We start from the raw sequence: 26,668 nt of genomic DNA, 5'->3' as shown, positions 1-26,668 counted from the left end.
GGCCTACTCGCCCGCCAGTAACGGGATGATCGGGGCGAACGCTTCCATCTGCGTCGGGAAGACCCCCACATACGACATCGACGTCTTCTCGCGGACCAGTCGAATCTGGTCTGCGATCTCCTCGAAAGTGCCCACAGCCAGGTATGGAGAGTTCAGCAACTCCTCCACGCTCAGCTTACGATCCACTTCGATGTTCGGCGGAAAACCTTGCTCCAGAGCGGCGATTGCCATCTCCGCAGCCTGCTCTCGGTCGTCGGTGATCATGATCATGGTGATGGTCCAGTTGAGTTCGATCTCATCGAAACGCTCGCCGGCAGCTTCGCGGATGCGCTCGACACGTTCGATGGTCTTTTCCATCGTGATTCCGGAGAGCAGAAGTCGCCCGTCACGGTTGGTCGGTGTGGCGACCGAGATGATGTCCGCGTACTTCGCGGCGAGAGCGAGCATCTTCGGTCCGCCGCCACCGACGATGATCGGCGGCCGCGGGCCCTGCCGCGGTCGCGGGCTGCCCTTGAGACCACGCACCTGATAGTGCTTGCCTTCGAAAGTGCATTCCTGCCCGCGCAGCAGTGTGTCGAGAATCTGCAGAGACTCCTCGAGTTTCTCGATTCGAACGCCGGGGCTTTCGTAGGCGATACCGCCCTTGTCGAACTCTTCCTTCATCCAGCCTGCGCCGATACCGAGTTCGAGTCGACCACCGGACAGCACGTCGATGGTCGCCGCGTCCTTCGCGAGCACAGCAGGATGACGGAAGCCGTTGGCCAACACGGCAGTGCCGAGACGAATCTTGTCCGTGGCCACCGCGAGCGCTCCCAGAGCGGCAATCGGGCCGACCTGATTACCCAGGTGATCCGGAATCATGAACGAGTCGTAGCCGAGTTCCTCGGCCTTCTGCGCAAGCTTGACGAAGCGTCGCGCACCACCCTCTTCGGCGTTGCCCTCGCCACCGGCCGCAAACCGGAATTTGCGTAGGGCATCGCTGCCGTGGGTGGAACTCATATAACGATTCTCCTGTGATGGACACGTACGTCGTACTCGGACTTTGAAACCGGACAAATCGAACCTACTCGCCAGTCACTTACGTGACAGCACTGTAGAGGAAGCCCCCGGACCGTGCAGCACTCTACCGGGACCAAACGAGCAGATTACCCGCGAGCGAACTCCCGAGACGCCCGATTGTGACGAATCAACAGTGCGGCGGTGACTCAACTGTGGGGCGGCGTCGGCGCGGCGTCGATCTTCTCCGCAGCCCACTGTGCCATCCATTGGGTGGCCGTCGTGCCGTTCGGATCGACTTGGAAGGAGTTGTACATCGCGTGCACAGGGTTGTTGTAGTACTCGAGCAGGCGCGGCGCCGAACTCAGCCAGTTGGTCGGATTGAGAGCGGCGGCCGGAGCGTCGCAGATACCGTCACTGGGCGCGCAGATCTGATAGGTCCGATCGTTGAGGTCACCGAACCCGCCGGGCCTCGGGCCGGTCATCGTGAGACCGGGAAGTTTCAGCCCGTTCAGTGACAGCTCGGCACCGACGCCGGCAACGCTCGGGCCAACGGTGTTCCCGAACGCCGGATCGCGCCGACCGTCGGCGATCAGACCGACGCCGAGAACCAGATCGGCCGGTACCGCACCGGTACCGTCACCGATGCTCGCGGCGACGTCACCCGCGATCACCGCGCCCTGGGAAAATCCGGTCAGGACGTAGCTCGTGAGCGGGCACTCGGCGTGCCGCTTCATCAGAAAGTCGTTAGTGGCAGTAGTTCCCGCCGCCCGACTGTTGTTGTAGGACTGCTGTCCGTCCGGCGGGATCGCAACCGGATTCGAAAACTGTGCGACGTACGGAACGGTGTAGACGTCGGCCCTCGAAGTATCGAACTGCTCCTGCAGAGGACGGGTCACGTTCAGCATCAACGACGCCGGATTGGCCGTCGGGTTGTACGGGTCGTCGGCAGCGCTCGACTCCCACGTACCCGGTATGGCTACTACCTGGACATCGGGGCAACTGGCCGGCTGAGACACCGGCGGCTCCGGACTCGGCGGGATCGGAGTCGGCGAAGGCACCCGCCCGGCCAGGATGTACCAACCGCCGATCACGACCGCTGCGACCACAAGAATGATCAGCAGCGGGATCAGGCACCCACGACGCTTTCCAGACCTCGCCATGACCCGCGCCTACTTGCAGTAGGTGGCGTTGGCGACGTCGACGTAGATCTGAGCGTTCGCACCTGCCTGCTCGGGAGTGATCTGCTTGCCCTCCGCCGACGCTTCCTGGCCGACGAAGGCAGTCACGAAGGTCAGGACCTCGTCGTCGGTCTGAGGACCGGCAGCGCAGATGTAATTGGCTGTATTGACGGCGATGCTTCCGTCACCGGCCGGGGTGATTCCCTTCGCCTTCAGTCCGTCGAGGAACTTCTGAGCCTCGGGACTGACCTCGACGACTGTGGGACCCGGGAAGCCTTCGATGCTCTGCGGCTGCTCCGGCGGCGCGGTGGCCGCTGCTCCCGGACTGGTGGGCGCAGCCGACGCCGTCGTGGTCGCAGAGGCGGACGCAGACGCCGAACCGCTCGAGGACGAAGCCGCAGCGGACGTCGTGGTGACCGGATTGGAGGTTGCAGTGGAGTCGTCACTACCGCACGCGACCAGTGCGCCACCCGTGGCGAGCGCCAAGGCGCCGACCGCGATCGCGCGTGCACAAGTGTTTCGGTTACCCGAGAAAAGCGACATCAATGTCCGTCCTTGCCTTCAGTCGAAAGTCCATCAACAGGTTACGCAACGCACGCGGGCGGGCACCGATCCGTGATCGGGCCCGCCCGTCGTGCACCACTGTGAGTTAGTGAACTTCTGTCTTGTCACCGATCACCGTGATGTAGCCGAACTGGAAGTTCTGCTGAACACCACCGGGAATGTCGAACTTGTCACTGATCGGGAATCCGAGGCGGCCGCCTTCGTATCCGACGCTCTTCCAACCGTCGAACAGCGGGCCGTTCTCGACGGACCATGCACCGGTGCCGGGGCTCCAGTAGATGTTGCCGCCCTCGAACTCGGTGAAGCGTCCGTTGTCCTTGATCGGAACCTCGTTCGACTTCGGGAATCCGAGCCAGCCGTTTTCCCAACCGAGTTCGCCGTACTTGCCCATGATCATTCCGAGAACGGCATGAGTTCCGTTGGCGCTGCTGTACATCGCGCCGATCTCGAATCCCTGAACCTTGCCGGGCTTGCCGGGGGTCGCGATCTCGTCGGCAGTCGGGTAGCCGAGCGGGCCGCCTTCCCATCCCTGTGCGGACCACTCGGTGAGGATGTCGCCGCTGACGGGGTGAGCGCCGGTCTGCGGGGTCCAGTAGATGGAGCCGTTCTGGAAGTGGTTGAAGCGTCCGCGTCCGTCGGGGGTACCGAGTTCCGGGGTACGCGGGAAGCCGAGCGGGCCGGCCGCTGCTCCGGTGTTCATGTACGCGCCGGCGATACGACCGGCGACAGGCTGGGCGCCCGTTCCACTGGTGAAGTAGATGCGACCGTTGCGGAAGTCCTGTGCCAGGCCACCCGCGACGCTGTACTCGGGGGTGATGCAGTCGCCGATCCAGCCGTTGGCTGCGGCCGTCGCACCGATCGCACCCGAAGTGCCACAAGCCGGCTTCTCGACCTCGACGCCGATGGCGTTGGCCAACTGCGGCCACAGCTGATGAAGCTCGAACTGCCAGTACGGCCACGAGTGGGTTCCGGACGGGCGGTAGTTGACCTGTGCGGGGATACCGAGCTGGTTGAGCTTGGTGGCGAAAGTCTGCGAAGTCAGGCGAGCGAGAATCTCGAGGCCCATACCTGCGTAGTTGGTGCTGACACCGGGAATTCCCGACGGCTGGTCGTAGGGGCCGGTCGTACCGCTACCGCTCGAGACGTACAGGCTGACGCCCTTGAGCTTCTCGGCGAGCGCGTACGGATCATGTGCGGCCCACTGCGGGTTGGACGGGGGTCCCCACATTGCGGCGGAGTTGTATCCACCGGCGTCGGTCATCGCGAACTGGATTGCCTGAGGCATTCCGAGCGAGGTGGTGGTGAGGATGCCGGAGAGCGAAGCGGCGAACTTGAAGAAGCCGGGGTTGCGCGCCGTGAGGAACATCGCGGACGTGCCGCCCATCGACAGTCCGACGACACCGCGTGTCTGCGTGGTCCGCCAGTCCTTTTCGAGGATGGGGGGCAGTTCCTTGGTCAGGAACGTCTCCCACTGGTAGTTCTTGCCGTTGTCGGGCTGGAGCCAGTCGGAGTAGAAGCTGGACTGACCGCCGACCGGGAGGATGACGTTGACGTTCTTGTCCGCGTAGAAGGACTCGGCGTCGGTCTCGTAGGTCCAGGCGTTCTCGTTGTCGGTCGCGCGAAGACCGTCGAGCATCCAGACCGAGGGGAAGCTGGCCGACGGATTGACGTTCCAATCGCGGGCCAACAGGATCTGCACCTGAATCGGGGCGCCCATCGCGGGAGAGTTCACCCACAGCGCGACGCGACGCTCGCTGAGCCAGTCGACCTTCGTGACCGCTGCACCGGTGGGGTTCTGGGTGGCGGCCGGTGCGGCCTGAGCAGGTGCCGGCGCGGCTGCCGCGGTTCCGGCCGTGGTCAAGCCCGCGGCGATCGGCAGAACCAGCATCGCTGCCAGTGCGCCGACGACCTTTGTCCGGAAGGTTGCCCGGGACCGGCGACGGTCCTCCGTGGCAAGGCCTACTCGCATGAGCTCACTCTCTTTCCTTACAGTCGGTCCGCGCGTCGATCGTGTGGCCGCCTGAGCAGCCAGACCCCCGTTGAAACTATTTCTACACGCAAACGATCCCCGCTTGGGGTAGCCGCGCTGTTACTGGTGGTGCAATTGTTACTGACATCGGGCGCTTGTGCAGCACCTGAATACACAAGTGCCGTCCCGGTTCTCCTTCGAGGGAGTCCGGAACGGCACTGGTGAAGTGACTAGGTCACGGGATCGCGCACGATCACCAAGCGTTCATGGTGTCGAGGATCTGGCCGCGAGCCTTCCACAGCTCTGCCGACCAGTACGGCCACGAGTGCGTGCCGTTGGACGGGAAGCTGTAGGTGGCCGGGATACCCAGCGAGTTCATGCGGATCTGGAATGCACGGGTGTTGACCAGGGCGAGAGCTTCGAGGCCCATGCCGTTGGCCGTGTTGTAGTAGTCGATCGGTGCGCGCGGGTGGTCGTATTCACCGGGCAGGCCGCTTGCCGACGAGATGTACATCGACAGGCCCTGCAGACGCGGCGCGAAGACGAACGGGTCGTTGCGCAGCCAGGACGGGCTCCACGGCGGTCCCCACATGGAGTCGACGTTGAAGCGACCGGCATCGAGCATTGCGACGCGGATTGCTTCGCGCATGCCGGGAGCCGAGATGTTCAGGTAGCCCGAGAGCGAGCCGGCGAACTTGAACTGGTCACGGTGGTACGCAGCCAGCGTCAGAGCAGCGCTGCCGCCCATCGAGAGACCGAGAACCGCGTTGTTGGTGGGCGAAACGCCGTAGTTCGCGAGGAAGTTGGGGAGTTCCTGCGTGAGGAACGTTTCCCACTTGTACGTGATCTGCTGGCCGTTGAAGTTCGACGGTGCGTACCAGTCGCTGTAGAAGCTGGACTCGCCACCGACGGGCATCACGAGGGTGATGTTGTCGTTGCGGTACTGGTCCATCGCGTTGGTCTCGAAGCTCCACGCGTTGGCGTCGTTACGCGCACGCAGGCCGTCGAGGAGGTAGAGAGCAGCGTTTCCGCCGCGTGCGGCCCACTGGACCTGGACCTTGATGTTGCCCATCGAGGAGGGCACCCACAGCTCGTCGTATCCGCCCGAGGGAGCGGTGTGGCTGGGAGCAGTGTGCGCGGGCGCAGCAGAGGCGACAGCACTACCGGCAACACCTGCAGCAAGGGGGAGCACAAGTGCTGCGGCACCGATGGCCAACGCTCGGTGCTTGAGGCGCTGGGTCAGCCTCTTTCTGGCAAAACGCATGGATACTGCTCTCTCTCTTCGTCTGCGGAACCCACTCGGTGGAGTGGTTCCGGCGGATTCCGTCGGGGAACAGGCTTTTCTGCCAGCCCGAACGAGTTCGGGTCGGCAGCGGACCTCTTCCAAGTCACACTGCGCTCGCTGGACTTTATGTCACAGGTTCAGCTGTGACAAATAGGTGGACCGTTACGTCCCAGTCTGCGAGCGACGCCGTCTTCACCCCTGGGGGTGATTCAGGTTAGGTGAATCGTCTTCGAGTACATCGTGGTCAATCAATTCGGTGTTACTGAATCGAAATATTCAAACCTTCAACAGCCGGTGATGCTGATCACATCACCGGGGTGGCTCTGGCGGAACGAGCCCGCAGCGTTCCAATTCGTAGGCCGGAACCCGGTCGAATCGGTACTTCGCGAAGTCGAATGCCTGCTGGAAATTCTGCTTGAATCTCGCCCAGGTCAACTCGGAGCGGTACGACGTGAGCAGCTCCTGTGTTTCCGGGCAGGTGATGGCCAGCTTCGCGTCGGCAACCCAGTCTTCGTCGAGGAAGAACGGCAGCCACGGGCGAACGTCGATCATTCCGGTATCCGCGACCACCCAGTCCGGATAGAGATTCTTGTCGTGGCCGATCCGGCCGTCCTCGAGTCGCTCGGTGTGAGCGGCCAAGGGGTACGCCAGCCCCATCTGATCGAGCACCCGAACGTCGAGCCCGACGTTCATGCTCGTCATTCCGAGGTTGAGGAAGAAGACCACGTGCTCGGCCGGCTCCTCGAGCGGCCCCGGCGGGGGGACGACGAACCAGGAATCGTAGTTGGCGGACGGCAACAGCAGCCCGCCCTCCGGAGTCCGTGCGATGGTCTCGACCATGGCACGCATCCGTGGATAGTCGAGGTAGTCCTCGGCAAGGATCGGGTGCTTGTGACCGGTGTTGAGGGCGTAGAACGCTCGCTCGTCGACGATTCCCGAGCGCCCCACCACGGACCCTTCGGGCATACCCGTCGTGTTCGCGGCGAAGAAGGCCCAGATGATCGTGCCGATCCACAGCACCGCCGAGACCCCGAAGATCGCGGTGTCTCGGTTGCTCCCGAACGCTGTCCGCGCCGGAACTCGCAACGGAATGACGGCGACCGGGATGAGCAGGCAGAACAGCACCGGCAACAGGACGCGTCCGTGCATGAAGTCGCCGCCGACGCGCAGAGAGTAGATCCCGAGAATCAGTCCGCTGCCGAGAATGAACGTGACGACGGCCCGCGGCGTGCGCAGAAACTGTTGAAAGCGCTGCCACAGCGGGCGTGCAGGTTGATCGGTGGTGGTGGCCGGTGCGTCCGCTCGGTTTCGCCACACGAGCAGCAGCGCACCGATGAGCAGGAACAGCAGCGGCAGCCAGAGCAGGTACGGCCCGACGAGGTTCCACAGGTACGCAAATCCCTGCGCCCACTTCGCGCCACCGGCGTCCTTCGACACTGCCGTGTTCGGGTACGGCAGGGCGTAATAGCCCATTCGCCAGATCTGATAGCCCACCGGGACAAGTCCCGCCACGACCACGATCAGTGCGCGAATCTTCCAGGTCAGGCCGGCGGAGAGAACGATCATCATCAACGCGGCGGCACCGGGAATTGCCATCTCGGGTCGGACCAGTGGTCCGAGTCCTGCCACGAACGAGAGAGTCAGGATCGACGCCGTGGACGGCGTCGACGCCTGCGCCCACCGAACGAGCAGTAGCCACAGGAGCGCGATCCAGAAGATCACCAAGCACGTCTCGAGGCCGGAAGTGGCGAAATCTCGCGCAGGCGGAACCGCGATGTAGACGAGAACACCGGCCGGTACCAGCAGGATCGTTCCGCCCGCCGACGGCCGTACGCCTCGGTACAGACGACCGGTACCGAGCATCGCCAACACGACGGCAGCAGTCGAGAGTACGAGCGCGATCGTCAGAACGACGTATTCGAGGCGGATCTGTGTGAGCCAGCTGAATGCGTAGACGATGTACGTCCACGCGGTACTCGTGTTCGCCTCGACACGCTCACCCGCGTTGAAGACCGGGCCGTTCCCCGCGAGCAGGTTGCGGACGGTTCGCAAGACGATGAGTCCGTCGTCGGCGATCCAACGACGTTCCCACGCACCCCAGAACATGAGGGCAGCAGCAAGCACCACCCCGCCGAGAAAAACTCCTCGACTGAGGGTGGTGCGGTTCGCCGCAGTGTCGACGTGCGGGTCGGCCTCGGTGCGTGGCTCAGACGAGGTAGACAGCGACACCCACTACTCCGATCCACGCAATCGCGAGGAGTTGCAGCACCCGGTCACCGAGCGCGATCTCCTCAGGCTCTCCGGCTTCGCCGCCGTCGACGTCCACCGCGTATCGCAGCACCGCGATGGTGAACGGCACCATCGAGATGGCGTACCAGTTGGTGCCCTTGATGGCGTCCTGCTGGAACGCCCACAGTCCGTAGCAGAGGACCAGCGTCGTCGCTGCCATCGTCCACACGAAACGCAGGTACGTCATCGTGTAGCTCTCGAGGGACTTACGGATCTTCGCGCCGGTCTTCTCGGCCAACTGCAGTTCGGCGTAGCGCTTGCCGGCCGCCATGAACAGTGAACCGAACGCCATCATCAGCAGGAACCACTGCGAGAGGTCGATCTCGGCGGCAACGCCACCGGCGATCGCTCGAAGCAGGAAGCCGGACGAGACGATGCAGATGTCGATGACGGCCTGATGCTTGAGACCGAAGCAGTAGGCGAGCTGGATGACGATGTACACGCCCATGACCACGGCGAGTTGCCAGTTGGCCAGGAACGACAGTCCGATCGCACCGGCCAGCAGCACGACTGCCATGCCGTACGCGATGTTGACGGGTAGAACTCCGGCCGCGATGGGACGGAAACGCTTCGTGGGGTGAGCGCGGTCGGCTTCGACATCCATCGCGTCGTTGACGAGGTAGATGCCCGATGCCGCCATACAGAACACGACGAACGCCAGCGCGACGGGCAACAGCACGTCGGCTTCGGTGGCGGTTCCGGCCGCGATGGGCGCTGCCAGCACAAGGACGTTCTTGACCCACTGACGTGGGCGAAGCGCCTTGACGATGCCGGCGGGCAGGGACTTCGGGGGTCCGCTGACCGTAGCCGGTTCCTCGCTCATTTATCTCCACATTTCTGTTCGGCTCTGGCTTCTTCGACCCGGCGAACTACCGCCGCGGATGCGGCTCCCAGTGCCGCTCCGGCGAGTACGTCGGTCGGGTAGTGAACTCCCAGGACCAGACGCGAGAGCATCATCGGGGGCACCAGCAACGCCGGTAAGGGTAGCCCGGTGAGTCGACCGATCAGCACAGCCGCCGCCGTCGTCGACGTCGCGTGTGAGGACGGGAAGCTGAGCTTGCTCGGTGTCGAGACGTTGACCTGCACCGAAGGGTCGGAAGGTCGCTTGCGCCTGACCACTCGTTTGATCACGACGGAGGCGGCGTGTGCACCGAATGCTCCGACAGCTGCTCCGGCCCATTCACGTCGACGCGGCTTGTCCACGGCAGCTCCGACGGCAGCGATCGCGATCCACCCGAGGGAGTGCTCACCGAAGTGAGACATACCGCGAGCGACCTTCACTGCTCCCGGAAGCTGCCCGACGGTCGATTGAATCCCGGCCAGAATCTGTACTTCAGGAGATGCCGAAGACACGTTCCCACCTTTCCGTGCTGGTCAGTGAAGGAACGGCGTCCTGGTACTGCTTCTTGAGCTCAGGGAAACGTGCGGCGAGTTCGCGGCGCAACCGTGTGGCTTCCTTGAGCAGTTCGAGCGCAAGCTTGGGATTGCGCTTGCGGTAGACGACGCCGCGGCCGTCGGCTGTGGTGACAGTGACGCCGTCGACCTGTGAGAGCAGGAACCAACGGGCGTCGATGGTCGGCACGTTGAGCTGAGGGCGCTCGAGGTGTTCCGGCTTGGCCGGCTTCACGTTGTGCACTCCTGCCTTGAGTACCCGGGTGATCTTCGCAACGGTCGACAGGGGCAGGCTCACGTCCCCGACATCCGCACCCGAGGGCAGCGGCAGCGCAGTCGACGAGGGCAGTACGACGGCGTCGGAGAATTCCTTGCGCTGGGCGTGCACCTCGCCGAGTGCGGTCGGCAGCATGTTCGCGACATGTTCCGGACCGGCGAGGAAGTCCGCGATTGCCTTGTTCTGGATCGCGACGGTGGAGTACTCGAGGCACAGCAGGTGCTTGAGTGTTGCCTTCACCGTGTTGACGACGAGACCGCGGCCGTTGCCCGGCATGTGGAGGGCTGCCACCACCAGGCGGTTACGGAGGTGGAAGTACGCCTGCCAGTCGATGGCGTCGTCCTTGTCGCTCCACGCCATGTGCCAGATCGCGGCACCGGGCAGCGTGACGGTCGGGTATCCGGCTTTCTTTGCGCGCAAACCGTATTCGCAGTCGTCCCACTTGATGAAAAGCGGTAGCGGCTGCTTGATTTCTTCGGCGACCTGGCGCGGGATCATGCACATCCACCAGCCGTTGAAGTCGACGTCGATGCGGCGGTGCAGGAGTTTCGATTCGCGCAGCGGCTTCTTCGAGAAATCGTGGTCGTATTCGACGTTCGGTGCCGCGGTCCACATGAAGATGCCGCGGTCGACCACTTCACCCATCACGTGGAGGTGGCTTCGTTCCTGCAGGTTGAGCATCTGCCCACCCACCAGCATCGGCGACTTCGCGAAACGCGAGAACGAAAGCGCACGCAGAATCGAGTCCGGTTCGATCTCGATGTCGTCGTCCATGAACAGGATGTGCTGGCACTGCGTCGTCTTGAGTGCCTCGTACATGATTCGGCTGTATCCGCCCGAGCCGCCGAGGTTGCCCTGATCGTGAATGGCGAGCCGATCACCGAGCGCTGCAGCAGCTTCGGCGAATCCGGGTTCGTCACGCACCTTGCGGGTGCCCTGATCCGGCATGATGACGGCCTTGATCACGTCCGACACCAGCGGATCCGAAGCCAGTGCAGCAAGCGCCTTGACCGCGTCGGTCGGACGGTTGAACGTCGGAATACCAACGGCGACAGTCGCTTCGCCTGGAGCCTCGACGGGCGCGTACCAGCCGCCGCTCTCGACGACCACTGCCGTATCGGTGGTGATGTCGAACCAGATCCAGCCACCGTCCTCGAACGGCGCCAGTTCCACCTCGAACTCGACCGCGGCATCGCCGTCGGCAAATTCCTTGCCTTCCACGTGAATTCGCGAGGAATCCGCCTTGGAACGGTAGATGTCGACGCGGCCGTGGCCGGACAGCTCGAGACGAAGGACCACCGATTTCAGGATGGACCATCGACGCCAGTAGCTGGCAGGGAACGCGTTGAAGTACGTGGCGAACGAGACCTCGGTCTCGGCGCCGAGCGCTACCGACGTGCGCGAGGTCGAGTGCGCCCGCCGACTGTTGGACCAGGACTCTTCCAAGTACAACGTGCGGACGTCGAGCGGCTCACCGGCGCGGGGCAGGATGATCCGCTGAAGCAGGGACTTGCCGAGGTAGGTCACCTCGTCGCCGCTGACGGCATCTTCGCCTTCGAGTAGATGACGTGCGTTCATTCGCTCTCCCCTGCCAATTCCGCACCCGTTTCGAGATGCGGGCGCAGGGTGTTCTCGAACATCGTCAGCGCGCTGGCGATCGCCATGTGCATGTCCAGGTACTGGTAGGTGCCGAGACGCCCACCGAAGAGGACCTTGTTCTCCGCGGTCTCCTTCTTGGCGCGTGAGCGGTACGCGGAGAGCTTCTCGCGATCCTCGGGAGTGTTGATCGGGTAGTACGGCTCGTCCTTCGCCTCCGCGGCACGTGAGAACTCACGCATGATGACGGTCTTGTCGGTCGGGTACTCGCGCTCCGGATGGAAGTGACGGAACTCGTGGATACGGGTGAACGGCACGTCGGCGTCGTTGTAGTTCATGACCGGGGTGCCCTGGAAGTCTCCGGTGGGCAGAACCTCGGTCTCGAAATCGAGGGTGCGCCATCCCAGTGCACCTTCGGAGTAGTCGAAGTAGCGGTCGAGCGGGCCCGTGTAGATGACGGGTGCGTCGGGGCTGGCGGTGCGCAGTTCGTCGCGGACGTCGAAGTAATCGGTGTCGAGGCGGACCTCGATCTTCGGATCCTTCGCCATGTTCTCGAGCCACGCCGTGTAGCCGTCGACGGGCAGGCCCTCGTACGTGTCGTTGAAGTAGCGGTTGTCGAAGTTGTAGCGGACCGGCAGGCGGGCGATATTCGCCGCGGGCAGCTCGGTGGGGTCGGTCTGCCACTGCTTAGCCGTGTAGTCACGCACAAATGCTTCGTAGAGCGGGCGCCCGATCAGGGAGATCGCCTTCTCTTCGAGATTGGAGGCGTCCTTCGAATCGATCTCGCTGGACTGCTCGGCGATGAGGGCGCGTGCTTCTTCGGGAGTGAAGTACCGACCGAAGAACTGCGACACGAGACCGAGTCCCAGCGGGAACTGGTACGCCTGTCCCTTGTGCAGCGCGAAGACGCGGTGCTGGTAGTTCGTGAACTCCGTGAACTGGGTGACATAGTCCCAGACCTTCTTGTTGGAGGTGTGGAACAGGTGGGCACCGTACTTGTGGACCTCGATGCCGGTCTCCGGCTCAGCCTCCGAGTATGCGTTCCCCCCCAGGTGGTGACGGCGATCCAGCACCAGCACGCGCTTACCCAGCTGGGTAGCGGCACGCTCGGCGATGGTCAGCCCGAAGAATCCCGAGCCGACGACGATCAGGTCGTACTGGGCACGGGCGGTCTCTGAATTTGCAGCGGTCACGATGTACCAGGGTATCGGACCTGTTCGGAAGCCGAGGGTTGGATGCGTCACCAGGGACGATGCGGCAAGTCAGGACGCTGCGCGACCGAACAGAGCCGACGCCGTCGGCAGACCGTCCGCGTCGAACCGAACCGTGATCGGTTCGTCGACGGAGAAGTGCGCGGGAAGCAGAAGGAGTCCCTCCGACGCGCAGCGTTCGAGAAGTTCGCGGCGGGTGACCCTCGCGATCTCGGGATCCGCGTCGCCGCCCTGACTGAGGTCCGGGTACAGAAACTGGATCGGATGGTGGATCACGTCGCCGGAGATGACGGCGCCGCCGTCGGCAGTGCGGATCTCGATCACGATATGGCCCGGAGTGTGGCCGGGCGCGCTGCGCACGACGACGCTTGTGCCTGCCGATTCGGCCAGGACGTGACCGTCGCCGACCGCCTCCCACTTCGCCCCGTCCAGAACGGGACGGACGCTGTCCTCGAAGGTCTGCGCGAGATCCGAGACCACTCCTTCGTGCGGACCGTCGGCGGCGAGTTGTTCGAGCGCGGCCAGTTCGGTGCGATCGAAAACGTAGGTCGCGCGGGGAAAGGTAGGCCGCCAGGTTTCGGCGTCGAGGGCGGTGTTCCAACCACAGTGGTCGGGGTGCAGATGTGTGCTGACCACCAGATCGACGTCGTCGACGGACACACCGGTGGCTGCGAAGCGGGAGAGGTAGTCGGTACCGAACATGTGATGCGGCAGGAGGTTCGGCCGGTGCTTGCTGTTGCCGTTGCCGGTGTCGACGACGATGGCTTTGCCGCCGATCTCCACCAGGTAGGTGTGGATGGCAAGTACGAGGTCACCGCTACCGGCGTCGAAGAACTCCCGTGTCAGCCGTGCCGACGCGTCCTCGATCTCCGCCTCACCCGCGTGCGGAAAAAGCTCTCGCGGCGGAAACGGCCAGTGTGCCAGCTCTGTCAGTTGGGTGACGCGCGCCGATCCGACGTCGATGGTGAAGCTCATCAGTGATTGCCTTCCGAACAGCTCGATACCGCTTGTAGGCACACACAAAGGCACCCACCGAAATGCTCGGTGGGTGCCTGTTCGGTGTCAATGGTTTTCGACGCCGGTGATCAAAGACTCTTCGCGATGATGCCCTTCATCACTTCGTTGGCGCCGGCGTAGATCTTCTGGACGCGGGAGTCCTCGTACATGCGCGCGATCGGGTACTCACGCATGTAGCCGTATCCGCCGTAGAGCTGCACGCACCGGTCGACGACGGCGCATTGCTGCTCGGTGAGCCAGTACTTGACCATCGCGGCGTCTGCGCCGTCCAGCTCGCCGTTGAGGTGATCCTCGATGCAGTTGTCGAGGAAGACACGGCAGGTGCGTGCGATCGTCTGGCACTCGGCCAGCTCGAAGGCGGTGTTCTGGAACTCGAAGAGGCTGTGCCCGAACGCTTGACGCGCCTTGGTGTACGCGACGGTCTCCTCGACGGCACGCTCGATGGTGCCGATGGCCTGCGCGCCGATGATGAGGCGTTCCTGCACCAACTGTGCCATCAGCTGACCGAAACCGAGCCCCTCGGACTCACCGAGGAGGTTCGAGACGGGAACGCGGACATCGGTGAAGGACAGCTCGGACGTATCGGCGCCGTGCTGACCGACCTTGTCGAGGACGCGGCCGACTGCAAAGCCTTCGCAGTCACGAAGATCCACGATCAGGAGCGAGACGCCCTTGGCGCCGGCCTTGGGATCGGTCTTGACGGCGAGGACGATCATGTCTGCGCTGCCACCGTTGGTGATGAAGGTCTTCGACCCGTTCACGACGTAGTGGTCACCGTCGCGGATCGCGGACGTGGTGATTGCCTTGAGGTCGGAACCTGTTCCCGGCTCGGTCATTCCGATGGCACCGAGGATTTCGCCCGTCGCCATCCCTGGCAGCCAGGCCTTCTTCTGCTCTTCACTTCCGTACTCGAGCACGTAGTGGGCGACGATGCCACTGTGCACGGAGTTACCGAGTGCATAGTCACCGCAGTAGCCCTGCGCCTCGAAGACAGCGAGATCGTGTGCGAAGGTTCCACCGCCCCCGCCGTATTCCTCGGGAATCGAGCAGCACAGCAGGCCGAGCTTGCCGGCTTCGAGCCACACGGACCGGTCGACACGATGCTGGGCGTCCCACTGCTCACGCTTGGCGATCAGTTCACGATCGAAGAAACCACGGGCCAGTTCGGCCACTGCCGTGATCTCGTCGTCGTGCCACGACGGCTTGCGCTTCGTCGCCATGATCAGACCCGCTTCAGCAGGGCAGCGAGTGCCTGACCGCCGCCGATGCACATGGTGACGATGCCGAATTCGAGGTCGCGGCGGACCATGTCGCGGGCGGCACGCAGGGTCAGGATGGCTCCGGTGGCGCCGACCGGGTGTCCGAGGGCGATTGCTCCGCCGTACGGGTTGGTCTTCTCCGGATCCAGGCCACTGTCACGGATGACGGCGATGGCCTGCGAAGCGAACGCCTCGTTGACCTCGGCGGTGCCGATGTCGGACGGCTTCAATCCTGTTTGCGCAAAGAGCTTTTCGAGAGCGAGCACGGGCGCGTAGCCCATCAGGCCGGGCTCCATGGCTGCCGTCGTGACAGTTTCGAGCGTGACCAGTCCGGTGAGGCCGCGCTTGGCTACCTCGGTGCCCGTCGCGAGGACGAGTGCGCCGGCGCCGTCGTTGATGCCCGACGCGTTACCGGCGGTGACGGATCCGCCCTCTTCGAATGCGGGGCGCAGCTTGGCGAGGGTTTCGACGGTGGTTCCGGGCTTGGGGTGTTCGTCCTCGGTGACGGTGACCGAGCGCCGGCCACCGGTCTCGACGGGAGTGATTTCCTCGGCGAATGCTGCCTTGGCTGCGTCGGTTGCAGCGCGGCGCTGTGATTCGACGGCGAACTCGTCCTGCTGCTCGCGGCTGACGCCGTACTTGCGGGCGACGGCTTCGGCGGTGCGGCCCATGTGGGCTTTGCTGAACGGGTCGGTGAGCATGGCGACGGTGCCGTCGACGAGGCTGCGATCGCCGAGCTTGTAGCCCGAGCGGGCGGCGAAGTCGTAGAAGGGCATGCGGGACATGCTCTCGTCACCGCCGGCGAGCGTGATGGCAGCTGCACCCCAGCGCATCTGCATTGCCGCCGACCACACTGCCTGCAGGCCGCTGCCACAGAGGCGGTTGACGGTGTAGGCGGGGACGTTCTCGGGCAGTCCGGCGGCAATGCCGACGCGGCGTGCGTTGTAGGCGTCCGGGCCGACCTGGCCGATGCAGCCCATGACGACCTCGTCGATGTCTTCGGGGGCAACGCCGGCGCGGCTCAGCGCGGCCTTGGTTGCTGCGGCACCCAGCTCGTGCGCGGGTACGTCCTTGAAGACGCCGCCGAAGCTACCGACTGGGGTCCTGGCCCCGTCGACGATGACGATCGGTTCGGGTGTGGTCATGATTGTCCCCATCTGCTGTGCTCACGTCGATTTCTCTGTCCGTGGCCGATACTAGGACATCGAAGTATCTCGCAGATGGGGACGTTGGTGTCAGGGTGTGGGAGCGCTCTCGGCTACCGGCACGACCTCGGCTTCGGTGTCTTTGTGGTTCCGGTAGCGGTAGAGCCCGATACCCACGAGGATCGCTGCGAGTCCCAGGGACACGATCATCTGACTGCGCGTCGAGTCCAGGGTGAGCATGCCGATGCAGAGCGCGATGATGGCGGCGATCGTGGCGTAGGTCAGATACGGGAAGAACCACATCTTCAGCTCGAGTTCCTGGCCCGAGGCTTCGAGCTTGCGGCGGGTGCGCAGCTGAGACACCGAGATGACGAGCCAGACGAACAGCGCGATCGCTCCGGAGGAGTTGACCAGGAACAGGAAGACCTTGTCCGGGGAGAGGTAGTTCATGCCGACGGTCAGGAAGCCGACGATCGTCGAGACCAGGACGGCGCGCATCGGGACGCCGGTCTTCTCGATGCGTGAGAGCGACTTGGGGGCGTCGCCGCGGCCGGCGAGGGAGAAGATCATGCGGCTGGCGGTGTAGAGACCGGAGTTGAGGCAGGACAGAACCGACGTGAGGACGACGACGTCCATGATGTTGCCTGCGGCCGGAATGCCGTAGGAGTCCATGACGGCGACGTACGGGCTGAGCGCGACCGACGCACTGTCCCAGGGAAGCAGGGTGACGACCACCGCGATCGAGCCGATGTAGAAGATGAGAATTCGCCAGACGACGGACTTGACGGCAGCGCGAACGGCTTCGAGCGGGTTGGCCGATTCACCGGCGGCGATGGTGGCGATTTCGGCGCCGAAGAACGAGAACACGACCACGAGGACTGCGGCGAGCATGGCTCCCGTGCCGTTGGGCAGGAAACCGCCGTGACCGGTCAGGTTGGTCATTCCGGGTGCTTCGACGCCGGGCATCCAGCCGCAGATCGCCACGATGCCCATGCCGAGGAACGCGATGATGGCGACGACCTTGATGGAGGCGAACCAGAACTCGAACTCGCCGAACGACTTGACCGAGATGATGTTGGTCAGCGTCAGCACGATCATCAGAATCAAGGCCCAGGTCCACTGGGGAACGCCGGGAACCCAACGATTCATGATGAGAGCACCGGCGGTGGCCTCGATGCCGAGCACGATGATCCAGAACCATGCGTACAGCCAGCCGATCGAGAAGCCCGCCCAGCGGCCGATGGCCTTGTCGGCGTACGAGGAGAACGAGCCGGTTTCCGGCGACGCTGCCGACATCTCGCCGAGCATGCGCATCACGAGGATGACGACGACGCCGGCGAGCGCGTAGGAAATCAGGACACCCGGTCCTGTCTCCTGGATCGCCACACCGGAGCCGACGAACAGTCCGGCGCCGATGACGCCCGCGATCGCAATCATCGACAGATGCCGCTTCTTCAGCGTGTGCTGAAGTGCCGGCTGGTCTGTACTGGACATCAGTACTCCTTGTGGGCTGTTCGGGACGTGGATCTCGGTGACGCTCTTCTGGAGCGCATTTTCGATAGCGCCAGTGTCGGACCTTCGGCAAGCTCGCGTCAGGCTCCACTTTGTACAAACGTGACCGCAGGCACTACAAAGTGGCGAGTCCGAGGTGTCAGACTGGACCCATGCCCATCACGCTCCGCCAGCTTTGTGCGACCGAACAGTTCGGCCTTCGCGTCCTGGCTGGGCACGACCAGCTCGACCGCACCCTGACCTGGGCACATGTCTCCGAACTTCCCGACCCGACACCCTTCCTCGACGGCGGCGAACTACTCCTCATCACCGGGGTGTCACTACCGACGACGGCCGCGGAAACGACCCGATTCGTACGGACCCTGGTGGCGGCCGGAATTGCCGGAATCGGTTTCGGAACCGGCCTCGGATACGAGCAGGCGCCACAGACTCTGGTGGATGCGGCCACCCGTTTCAGTGTGCCCCTTCTCGACGTCCCATTGCGAACACCTTTCATCGCCCTGACCAAAGCGGTGTCGAAGGCGCAATCCGACGACGACATGAAAGCGCTGCGCAGCAATTACCAAAGCCTGCGGCGGCTGCTTCAAGCTGCGGTGACGGTCAACGGCACCCGGGCAGTCGTACGACGGGTGGCGGAATTGATCGGCGGATGGGCGGCTCTGCTGGACTCGGCCGGACATACCGTCGAGATCTCACACACCGCCGCGGCCGCAGGAATCGAGCGAACGGCCCCCGAGCGCGACGCCCGCCCGATGGAAGTCAGTTTCCTCACGAGTGAGAACGAGGACGTCATCTCCCACCCTCTGCTGACGTCGAGGGGAAAGCTGATGGGATACCTCGTTGCCGGCTGCCCCGGCGCCGTCGGTTCTCTGAATCAGGGCATCGTCATCGCAGCCGCGTCTCTGCTCACCTTGATGACGGCTCGAACCCGAGACGCGCAGCTGACGATGAACCACCTGCGCACCGTTGCGATGCATCAGCTCTTCGAAGGCCAGAATGCGCTCGCCCACAACATCTCCGGGGAATTGTGGGGAGGATTTCCAGTCGAGCCTTTCCAGGTCTTCCACGTGGCGGGCCCGAGCGGACTGCTCGAGAGCGTGTCCGTCTCACTGCTCGACGGCCTCAGCCGCGATCTGGCATTCGGCATCACCGACGGTGCGCTGATCGCCGTCGTCTCAGCCACGGACAGCGGGCGAATCCTCGCCCGTGTCAACGAAATCGACGTAACCGTCGGCGTGTCGGACATGTTGTGGTGGGACGATCTCTCGCGCGCCAGACGCCAAGCCGCGCAGGCAGCAGCCGAGGCCGGCGCCCGCAACCTGCCTTCGATGCGGTTCGCCGAACTCTCGGAGAGCGGATTGTCCGCGTTTCTCGATCAGGATCGCTCGACGGCATTCGCGGCGGCACACTTGCGCCCGCTTCTGGAAGCGAAGGGCGGTAGCGATCTCTACCGAACCTTGGCCATGTGGTTGGCACACAACGGGGTGGGCGACGCCGCGGCCACTGCACTCAACATTCACCGGCATACGTTGCGCAGCAGACTCGCTCGGATCGAGAGCCTTCTCCAGCTCGACCTCGGCTCCCCCACCGAACGTGCGGAGTTGTGGCTCGAGTACCGCCTGCTCGGTGACGCTCCGACCATCTGACCGTCAACCGATACAACACCCGAAGCGACCTGAAGGGCCCCCACCGGATTGCGGCGGAGACCCTTCAGAGTCGATACGTGCGAGTTGTTACCGACCGACCTTCCCCTAGCTTCCGCCCGTCGGTATCCACTCGCGGAGCACGTTGGCATCAACTACCTGCGCACCCAAAACCTTTGTCCAGATGATGGTTCCGTTTTCGTAGACACGGAAAGTGCCTGCTTCGGAGGGCAACTGCATCTCCGGGCCGACAGGAGCACCGAGAGTGCCGGTTTCACCGCCGAGCTCCCGATACTTCTTCTCGATCTGCGTCTCCGTAACCGTACCCGATGGATCCTCGGATGGCGAATTGGATTCCGGCACTGTCGATTCCGAATCAGGCGCCACTACCACACCAGCCCCGTCACCAATGGTGAACCAGTCCGATTTGAGGCCGAGTTTCTGACGGAACTGAATACCGGTAGCGCCGACAGTTGCACCCGTACCGACTACCTCGACTGCCGTCACTCGCCCACCGTCGGCACCGAAGCCGTTGCGCGAGAGAATCTTGAGCGACTGCAGCTCGCCGACACCGAAAGCGTCCGCAATCTGCCCTGCGGTCAGATTCACGGTCCAGTCATGATTGGGAGACAGGGCGTCACCAAGATCCTCGACGGCCGGGAATTCACCGCCGGAGCTGTAACCTCCTGTGGACGAAGAGAATTCGGTGGCCACGATCTTGCCGTCACGCGACAGAACGGCGCCGGCGGTGGACCGAACGGCCTCGGTGGTGCGGGGATCTTCCTTACCTGCTCCCCCGTACACCTGGCAGTCCTGTGTATCGCAGGTGTCGGCGTACGAAGACCGATGTTCGGTTGCAGCGTACGAACGTGCTGCCACCGCTTGCGCCCGTAGTGCTTCGGCCCCACCGGAATCGGCCCATTCCGCCTTGGCCTCGACCGGCACCACGCCGAGCAGGTAGTCCTCCATGTCGAGAAGATTCACCGTCCGCGCCGAGCCGTTGTCGAGCACCACGCCGAGGGCACCTCTGTAGGGCGCGTCGTTGTCGCACAGCTTCAGGAACTGGTCGGCGGGTCGATCAGGACTGAGATCCACCGGATCCACCCACGGATGATCGGTGACCGCTTCCCAGACGACTCCGCCACCGCAACCACTGGTGACAACCACCTGTGCACCGCCGCCAGGCAGCGCGGTGAGATGGGCCGCCTCGCCGGGCGCGGTGCGCTGACCGTTGACCACGAGGCCGGCGTCGGAGTAGACGTCGAGTGTCGAGTTGTCCTGAGCGGTCAGCCGCACACTCATCTGCGCGGGCGGCATGGAGTCCAGGACTGTTCCGCCGTAGTAGTGACTGAGGATTCGCTCGCCGGACCAGCCGTCGTTCTTGGCGTAACCGTAAGCGCCCCACTGACCCATTCCGCGGCCATGCCCGTTGCCGTGACCGGAGAGCGTGAATTGCGTGTCGGCGGCGACGGCGTGCAAAATCGACGGCTCGTCAGCACGGATTTGCGTGAAACCTCCGATCGCGACGCCGAGTGCGAGAGCTGGAACCAGCCCGAGGACCGAGACCCGCATCAGCGAGGTCCGCCTCCCGGGTCCGCCCACCAGAAAGCGACCTGCGCGACCGGATGCAGGCTTCTTACCTGCAGTTCCGCTTCTTCCGCTTCTCGCCATCAATGCTCTCCTCATCGCTACCGGCCTCACGAGTCCGCGAAGTCGGTACTCCGCGCGCAGGCCAGTCCACAACGATTTAACTAAAGTCTCACCCTAAGGTTGAGCGTTATGGACTTTTGTGACTAGTGTGGCAAGAGTGTTTGGAGTTAGCAACACCAGTCACACGAGTCACACCAGCATCACGAGTTGCAGACGTACGCGTCCGAAAACTGGAGTTCAACCCCAGAACATGGCATCCGACCTGCTCGGATCCGGTTTTGAAGGATTCCGTTCACGGCCGTCATCGGCCCTGAAGTTCGCTCGCAAGTAACTACAACCGAGGAGTAATCCCTTGCCACACCGTCGACCGAAGCCCTCGCTCGTACTCGGGGCTGTAGCCGCAGTGGCTGTCGCAAGTCCTTTTGCGGTCTACGGCCTCACGAGCACTACGTCCGATGTACGTTCCGCGAACGAGACGACGTCAGTAGCAGTGCCGACCCAGATCGCAGAGGTGCTCCTCGCGTCGGTGCCCGACATCATCATCCCGGTCAAGGAGCTGACCGGTCTCGATCTGCCCGACATCAACCTGGGCGATCTCAGAAACCTCAAGCTCCCGACCGAAATTCCGCTTCCGCCAGGGATCACGTTGCCGACCGAACTCTTCCCGGCACCCGCTGCCCCCGGTGCCCCGACCGAAACCGCTCCGGTTCCTTCCGAGGAAGAGCCAGGCGCAGTGGTCAAGGAAGTCACCCGCGACACTCCGTTCAGCATGGTCGCGTTGACCTCGGACACGATCGCCTCGGCGCAGTCCAAGGTCCGCGCCCTGGCCGAAGACGGCACCTGGGGCCCGTGGTTCACCCCTGACGCCATCGACTCCGCCAGTTCGGATCAGGCCACCAACACCGGTACCGCCACCGAACCCGTCTTCGTCGGCGCCACCAAGTCCATCCAGATCCTCACCCCGCAGGGCGTCGCGGCTCCCGCGCCGGAAGCTGTCCCCGCCCCCGCACCTGCTGAAGCGCCCGCCGAAGCACCTGCACCTGCTGAAGCACCGGTGCCTGCTGAAGCCCCCGCAGCCACCGGCGAACTCGGATACACCCCAGCTTCGGTGTCCAAGCCGCTTCGCCAGGCGACGACGGCAGCAGACGCCGTCACCGCCGTGTTGATCGATCCGGGTGCCAGCGAGGCAGACAGCAATCTGCAGGCCGTCGCAGCGCCGCTCGGCGGCAGCGGGCCTTCCGTCATCACCCGCGCACAGTGGGGAGCTGACGAGTCACTTCGCTGCGACTCCCCCACGTACGACGACTTCATCGGTGGCGCGACCGTTCACCACACCGCAGGTAGCAACAACTACACGAAGGCCGAATCGGCCGGAATCGTCCGCTCGATCTACGCCTACCACGCACAGACTCTCGGCTGGTGCGACGTCGGATACAACGTCCTCGTCGACAAGTACGGTCAGACCTTCGAAGGCCGCGCAGGCGGACTCGACAAGGCAGTTCAGGGTGCACACGCCGGCGGCTTCAACGAGAACACCACCGGTATCGCGATGATGGGCGACTACTCCACCGTCGAGCCTTCGCAGGCGACGCTGAACTCCGTCGGCAAGTTCCTCGGATGGAAGCTCGGCATGGCCGGCCTCGACCCGAAGGGCCGAACGACGATGTACTCCGAGGGCACCGAGTTCACGCCGTACCCGCAGGGCGCAGCAGTCGACCTGCCGATCATCTTCGCGCACCGCGACGTCGGAAACACCGCTTGCCCGGGTGATGCCGCGTACGCACACATGAACGACATCCGGAACATCGCGGCCGCGAATATCGGGGGAACGTTGAACCCCTCGAACCCCTCCAATCCGTCGACGCCTGCGCCCAAGCCGACCACTCCGGTCGACACGGTCACCGGTGGCACCGGTTCGTCGATCCCGGATCTGGTCACCCAGATTCTGCAGATCACCGACAATTCACCGCTCGCGCAGAAGTGGATCGCCGAAGGTGGCGAAATCGGCCGCCTCGGCCAGGCTCTGTCCGGAATTCTGCAGGCGAAGCTCGGCAACCAGGGTGCGCTGTTCCAGAACGGTGCTGTCTACACCTCACCGAACGGCGGAGTGTTCACCGTGCTCGGCGAGATCTTCAAGTCGTGGCAGAGCTTCGGTTCCGACGCGGGTGAACTCGGATTGCCGATCTCGGACGAGTACTCGATCCCGGACGGCTTGCGCAGTGACTTCGAGAACGGTTCGCTGATCTTCAACCAGATCACCGGCATGGTCACGAAGGTCCTCAAGACCTACAACGAGACCTTTGCCCAGGAAATGGCCAACAGCGCGCCTGTCGGCTGACGCTCGAGCAGTACACGTCCTCGGGCGCTGGTGGGTTCTACGACCACCAGCGCTCGAGGACTTTTGCGACCCCGTTCTCCGAATTGGCGTCGGTGACCTCGTCGGCTGCGGCTTTGGCTTCGGGGTGAGCGTTACCCATGGCCACGCCGAGCCGCGCCAAGCCCAGCATCGGGATGTCGTTGGGCATGTCCCCGAAGGCCACCAGACCCGACAGGTCGAAGCCGAACCTTTCCGCCGCGGCAACCAGCCCCGACGCCTTCGTGATTCCCGGTGCCGAGAGTTCGATCAGTCCGTTCTCGGTGGAGTACGTCATGTCGGCGAGTGCACCGACGTGCGGAGCAAGAGCGTCGTACATTGCCGTGCTGGTCATGCCCGGGCGGCGAATCAGGAGTTTGACGGCCGGCGCTGCGAGCACTTCGTCCTCGGACATCTCGGTGTTGTCCGGGTTGAGCCAGGCGTGTTCGTAATCCGGTGAGCTGACGAACTGTGGAGTGGCGGCATCGTGTGCGCTCTCCCCCACCCGTTCCGCGGCCAGCCCCGCCCCGGGGAGCGCGACCAGAGCCAGCTCGGAGAGCTCGGTGAGTGCGTCGACAGACAAGGTCGCGGCGCTGAGGACGCGGTCGGCGTAACTGTCGTAGACAACGGCTCCGTTGGCGCAGACGGCAAGTGGCGCGTATCCCAAACCTTCGACGACGGGCGAAATCCATCGCGGAGGACGCCCGGTTGCCAGCAGGAACGGCGTGCCGGATTCGACGACGGCATGCACGGCGGCGCGGGTGCGGGCGCTGACCAACTCGTCGTGATCGATGAGGGTCCCGTCGACGTCGGAGGCGACCAAGGTCGGGCGGTCAGGGCTGATACGACGGTCTGGGCTCACACCGCCATTGTGCCTGTCGGCTACGACGGTCTCGCTCAGCGCGCCCGCTTCGCGCGTTCCTGTGCGTCCATGGCTGCGGCTTCCTCGGGTGTCGGCGCGCCACCGCCGAGTCGACGAGGCACCCAGTACGCACCGGGCTCGTGCACGAACCCGTCCTGAACGTGGCGCAGGATCGCATCCATCTCGATGCGCAGGATCTCGCTCAGCGCTTCGGCTGGTTCGACCGGATCGATCGGTGCACCCACCTCCACCGAGATCGGGAAATGATTGCGGCCCAGATTCTTCGGTCCGCCCTTGGTGACGATCCGCTGGGCGCCCCAGACGATCAGCGGAATGATCGGCACGCCGGCGTCGATGGCCATCCGAGCTGCGCCGGATTTCATTTCCTTGATCTCGAAGCTCCGGCTGATCGTCGCTTCCGGGTAGACGCCAACCAATTCGCCGCGCTCGAGGGCGTCGACTCCGGCTCGATACGCCTGCGCTCCGGCAGAGCGATCGACTTCGATGACGCCGCATCCACGCATGAGGAAGCCGAGTACCTTGTTGTCCGCAAGCTCAGCCTTGGCCATCACCCTGAGCTTGCGTTTTGCGGTCCCAACCGCCAGAGCCGCCGGGATGAAATCGAGGTAGCTCGTGTGGTTGATCGCGATGACGGCACCGCCGGACACCGGGACGTGCTCCGTCCCGGTGCGGGTGACTTTCACGCCCTGGAAACCGCTCAGACCACGCGCGACTACCTCGACGGCGGTGTAAACGGGTTCGAAGGACATGGGTCAGCCTTCGGACTTCCGTGCCTCGCGTGCTTTGGCTTTCGCCTCAGCCTCGTCGGCATCCATCTTGTCGGCCTGCTCGAGCGTCGGCGCGCTGCCACCGAGGCGGGCAGGCACCCAGTACTCGCCGGCCGGATGGTCGTAGCTCTTCTGCAGATCGAGTAGCAACTCCTGCATCGTCGACCGCAGCTTCGCCGTCAGCTCACTCGCCGGTTCGAAAGGCGCGATCGGCTCGCCGACGGCGATGGAGATCGGAGTGTTGGTGCGGCCCAAACGCTTCGGATAGCCCTTCGTCCAGACTCGCTGAGCGCCCCAGATGACGACGGGAACGATCGGCACTCCGGCCTCGATCGCCATCCGAGCGGCGCCGGACTTGAATTCCTTGATCTCGAAGCTCCGACTGATCGTGGCTTCGGGGTACACGCCCACCAATTCGCCGCGTTTCAGGAAATCGACGGCGGCCTTGTAGGAGTCGGCGCCTGCCCCGCGATCGACCGGGATGTGCTTGAGGGCCCGCATGATCGGTCCGGAAATCTTGTTGTCGAAGACTTCCTTCTTCGCCATGAACCGGATGTAGCGCTTGGGGGTCCGCGCCGGCAGTCCCGCATACGTGAAGTCCATGTATCCGGTGTGGTTGATCGCGATCACGGCGCCACCGGACACCGGGATGTTCTGCTCTCCCTTGACGGAGAACTTCAGGCCCTCGAAAGCGAAGACGGTACGGGCGATGCCGATGACTGTTCTGTAAACGGGATCCACAGTTCGCTAGCGTAGACGGGAATCCGTGATCTGACCCGCAGCAGTTATGGGGTGGATGTTGGTCAGAATGTCGCAAAAGGGGCGTACGAACGAATGAAGTCGGCAGGACGAGCGGCAGTGGGGGCAGTCGCACTCGCCATGACGTTGGCGATAACCGCATGTGAGGACGACGGACGGACGGGAATCCTGACGGACGAACCGTCTCCGCCGACGACTGAAACCACGACGACAACCACTCTCACGCCCACGACCACCACTGCGCCCGCCGCGCCGGTCGCGCCACCTCCGGTTGGTGACGTGCCCGGCAATCCGGCTGCTGCGCCGGCGCTGGCGGCCTGGGCGACGGACCTGGTGTCTTTGGACGTCGACGCGCTCACGAACGCATGCTGGACCATGCCGCCCACGACGATCGCCGACCGATACTCGGACGTGCCCGCCATCTTGACGGCCATCGCCGCGCCAGGTGTCGACGGCCAGTACGCGGTCACCTGGAGCGGCGGCGGACTCTCCGTCGCCGCCAAACGCTCGGAGATCGCTTCCGGCTATGCCTGCCCGTTCGTCTTCCCTGCGGGGCAATCAAACTTCTACACCGCGGCCGACGCTTCCCACGCCGTCGTCAGGTTTCTCTCGCGCGCAACGGGGAGGCCGGTCAACACCCGTGACGTCGAGACGTTCTATCCGCTGATCTGCCCAGGCAACAGCCCGTGGGATCCGGACGGCACGGGCGCCACCGGCCAGCCGCCACTCAAGCTCGATCCGAATCAGCTGGCCGGTATCAAGTCCTTCGACGCCGACGCTGCAACAGTCACTCCGGTTCGAGGCGACTACGTCCGTGTCACGCTGCCCGTCACCGACGGGACGGGTAACTCACGCTCGATGCAGTTCACTCTGTCGATCGGCCCCGAGGGTTATTGCCTCGGGGCCGCGACCTGAACTGT

Annotated in this window: 21 protein-coding genes; 3 read left to right on the top strand and 18 right to left on the bottom strand. The window is 64.0% G+C overall.

Annotated elements, in window-relative coordinates:
- Positions 1 to 3: 3 nt before the first annotated feature.
- The 14 genes from ABWI03_RS21550 to ABWI03_RS21485 all read right to left on the bottom strand — a co-directional run bounded on the left by ABWI03_RS21550 (position 4) and on the right by ABWI03_RS21485 (position 17,675).
- The gene (locus tag ABWI03_RS21550) at positions 4 to 999 is read right to left on the bottom strand and encodes an LLM class F420-dependent oxidoreductase (RefSeq protein WP_298776696.1); all 996 of its coding nucleotides are present in this window, start codon (positions 997 to 999) and stop codon (positions 4 to 6) included.
- Between the two features lie 206 nt (positions 1,000 to 1,205).
- Positions 1,206 to 2,159 carry a cutinase family protein gene (locus tag ABWI03_RS21545; protein WP_298776701.1) on the bottom strand — a complete coding sequence of 318 codons (954 nt, stop codon included), beginning with the start codon at positions 2,157 to 2,159 and terminating at the stop codon, positions 1,206 to 1,208.
- A 9-nt stretch (positions 2,160 to 2,168) separates the two neighbouring features.
- Complete coding sequence (locus ABWI03_RS21540; protein WP_095969488.1) at positions 2,169 to 2,720, bottom strand: DUF732 domain-containing protein; 552 nt, start codon at positions 2,718 to 2,720, stop codon at positions 2,169 to 2,171.
- Between the two features lie 106 nt (positions 2,721 to 2,826).
- A complete protein-coding gene (locus ABWI03_RS21535; protein ID WP_095969487.1) occupies positions 2,827 to 4,710 on the bottom strand; it encodes an alpha/beta hydrolase-fold protein in 1,884 nt (627 codons plus the stop codon).
- A gap of 253 nt (positions 4,711 to 4,963) precedes the next feature.
- Positions 4,964 to 5,974, bottom strand: coding sequence for an alpha/beta hydrolase (locus tag ABWI03_RS21530; RefSeq protein WP_298776708.1), 1,011 nt, complete (start codon positions 5,972 to 5,974; stop codon positions 4,964 to 4,966).
- Between the two features lie 330 nt (positions 5,975 to 6,304).
- Positions 6,305 to 8,224, bottom strand: a complete 1,920-nt coding sequence (locus ABWI03_RS21525) for an arabinofuranosyltransferase AftB family protein (RefSeq protein WP_298776710.1) — start codon at positions 8,222 to 8,224, stop codon at positions 6,305 to 6,307.
- The gene (locus ABWI03_RS21520) at positions 8,202 to 9,107 is read right to left on the bottom strand and encodes a decaprenyl-phosphate phosphoribosyltransferase (protein ID WP_003943808.1); all 906 of its coding nucleotides are present in this window, start codon (positions 9,105 to 9,107) and stop codon (positions 8,202 to 8,204) included. The genes ABWI03_RS21525 and ABWI03_RS21520 overlap by 23 nt, the downstream gene beginning before the upstream one ends.
- Positions 9,104 to 9,637 (bottom strand): phosphatase PAP2 family protein, encoded by a 534-nt coding sequence (locus tag ABWI03_RS21515; protein WP_003943893.1) that lies wholly within the window; start codon positions 9,635 to 9,637, stop codon positions 9,104 to 9,106. Before ABWI03_RS21515 ends, ABWI03_RS21520 begins: the two co-directional genes overlap by 4 nt.
- Entirely contained in the window at positions 9,618 to 11,531 is a 1,914-nt protein-coding gene (locus ABWI03_RS21510) for a glycosyltransferase (protein ID WP_298776713.1), read from the bottom strand. The genes ABWI03_RS21515 and ABWI03_RS21510 overlap by 20 nt, the downstream gene beginning before the upstream one ends.
- The gene (glf, locus tag ABWI03_RS21505) at positions 11,528 to 12,742 is read right to left on the bottom strand and encodes a UDP-galactopyranose mutase (protein WP_064113799.1); all 1,215 of its coding nucleotides are present in this window, start codon (positions 12,740 to 12,742) and stop codon (positions 11,528 to 11,530) included. Before glf ends, ABWI03_RS21510 begins: the two co-directional genes overlap by 4 nt.
- Positions 12,743 to 12,811: 69 nt before the next feature.
- Positions 12,812 to 13,735, bottom strand: a complete 924-nt coding sequence (locus ABWI03_RS21500; protein ID WP_298776720.1) for an MBL fold metallo-hydrolase — start codon at positions 13,733 to 13,735, stop codon at positions 12,812 to 12,814.
- 110 nt (positions 13,736 to 13,845) lie between these two features.
- On the bottom strand, positions 13,846 to 14,997 hold the full coding sequence (locus ABWI03_RS21495) for an acyl-CoA dehydrogenase family protein (RefSeq protein WP_007731824.1): 1,152 nt from the start codon (positions 14,995 to 14,997) through the stop codon (positions 13,846 to 13,848).
- Between the two features lie 2 nt (positions 14,998 to 14,999).
- Positions 15,000 to 16,181 carry a thiolase family protein gene (locus ABWI03_RS21490; RefSeq protein ID WP_353798869.1) on the bottom strand — a complete coding sequence of 394 codons (1,182 nt, stop codon included), beginning with the start codon at positions 16,179 to 16,181 and terminating at the stop codon, positions 15,000 to 15,002.
- 90 nt (positions 16,182 to 16,271) lie between these two features.
- A complete protein-coding gene (locus ABWI03_RS21485; protein WP_095969479.1) occupies positions 16,272 to 17,675 on the bottom strand; it encodes an amino acid permease in 1,404 nt (467 codons plus the stop codon).
- Between the two features lie 170 nt (positions 17,676 to 17,845).
- On the opposite strand from ABWI03_RS21485, the gene ABWI03_RS21480 reads away from it, so the two are divergent.
- Entirely contained in the window at positions 17,846 to 19,339 is a 1,494-nt protein-coding gene (locus ABWI03_RS21480) for a PucR family transcriptional regulator (protein ID WP_298776725.1), read from the top strand.
- Between the two features lie 105 nt (positions 19,340 to 19,444).
- Here the strand turns inward: ABWI03_RS21480 and ABWI03_RS21475 are convergent, their stop codons facing one another.
- Positions 19,445 to 21,007, bottom strand: coding sequence for a SpoIID/LytB domain-containing protein (locus tag ABWI03_RS21475; protein ID WP_298776727.1), 1,563 nt, complete (start codon positions 21,005 to 21,007; stop codon positions 19,445 to 19,447).
- Positions 21,008 to 21,338: 331 nt separating this feature from the next.
- Between ABWI03_RS21475 and ABWI03_RS21470 the strand changes: the two genes are divergently transcribed.
- Positions 21,339 to 23,324, top strand: coding sequence for an N-acetylmuramoyl-L-alanine amidase (locus ABWI03_RS21470; RefSeq protein ID WP_298776729.1), 1,986 nt, complete (start codon positions 21,339 to 21,341; stop codon positions 23,322 to 23,324).
- A 37-nt stretch (positions 23,325 to 23,361) separates the two neighbouring features.
- On the opposite strand, the gene ABWI03_RS21465 is transcribed toward ABWI03_RS21470, so the two are convergent.
- From ABWI03_RS21465 to ABWI03_RS21455, 3 genes are read right to left on the bottom strand one after another with little or no spacing between them, the layout of a single operon-like run.
- Positions 23,362 to 24,183 (bottom strand): HAD family hydrolase, encoded by an 822-nt coding sequence (locus ABWI03_RS21465; protein WP_095969678.1) that lies wholly within the window; start codon positions 24,181 to 24,183, stop codon positions 23,362 to 23,364.
- 53 nt (positions 24,184 to 24,236) lie between these two features.
- Positions 24,237 to 24,971 (bottom strand): lysophospholipid acyltransferase family protein, encoded by a 735-nt coding sequence (locus ABWI03_RS21460; RefSeq protein WP_095969475.1) that lies wholly within the window; start codon positions 24,969 to 24,971, stop codon positions 24,237 to 24,239.
- 3 nt (positions 24,972 to 24,974) lie between these two features.
- Positions 24,975 to 25,730, bottom strand: coding sequence for a lysophospholipid acyltransferase family protein (locus ABWI03_RS21455; protein WP_298776732.1), 756 nt, complete (start codon positions 25,728 to 25,730; stop codon positions 24,975 to 24,977).
- Positions 25,731 to 25,823: 93 nt separating this feature from the next.
- On the opposite strand from ABWI03_RS21455, the gene ABWI03_RS21450 reads away from it, so the two are divergent.
- Positions 25,824 to 26,663, top strand: a complete 840-nt coding sequence (locus tag ABWI03_RS21450) for a hypothetical protein (RefSeq protein ID WP_235171024.1) — start codon at positions 25,824 to 25,826, stop codon at positions 26,661 to 26,663.
- Positions 26,664 to 26,668 lie beyond the last annotated feature (5 nt).

It is taken from the genome of Rhodococcus baikonurensis, assembly GCF_040489275.1.
Taxonomy (GTDB): Bacteria; Actinomycetota; Actinomycetes; order Mycobacteriales; family Mycobacteriaceae; genus Rhodococcus_F; species Rhodococcus_F baikonurensis.
Note: the sequence above shows the minus strand (reverse complement) of the source record. Positions and strands in the feature narration are given on the sequence as shown.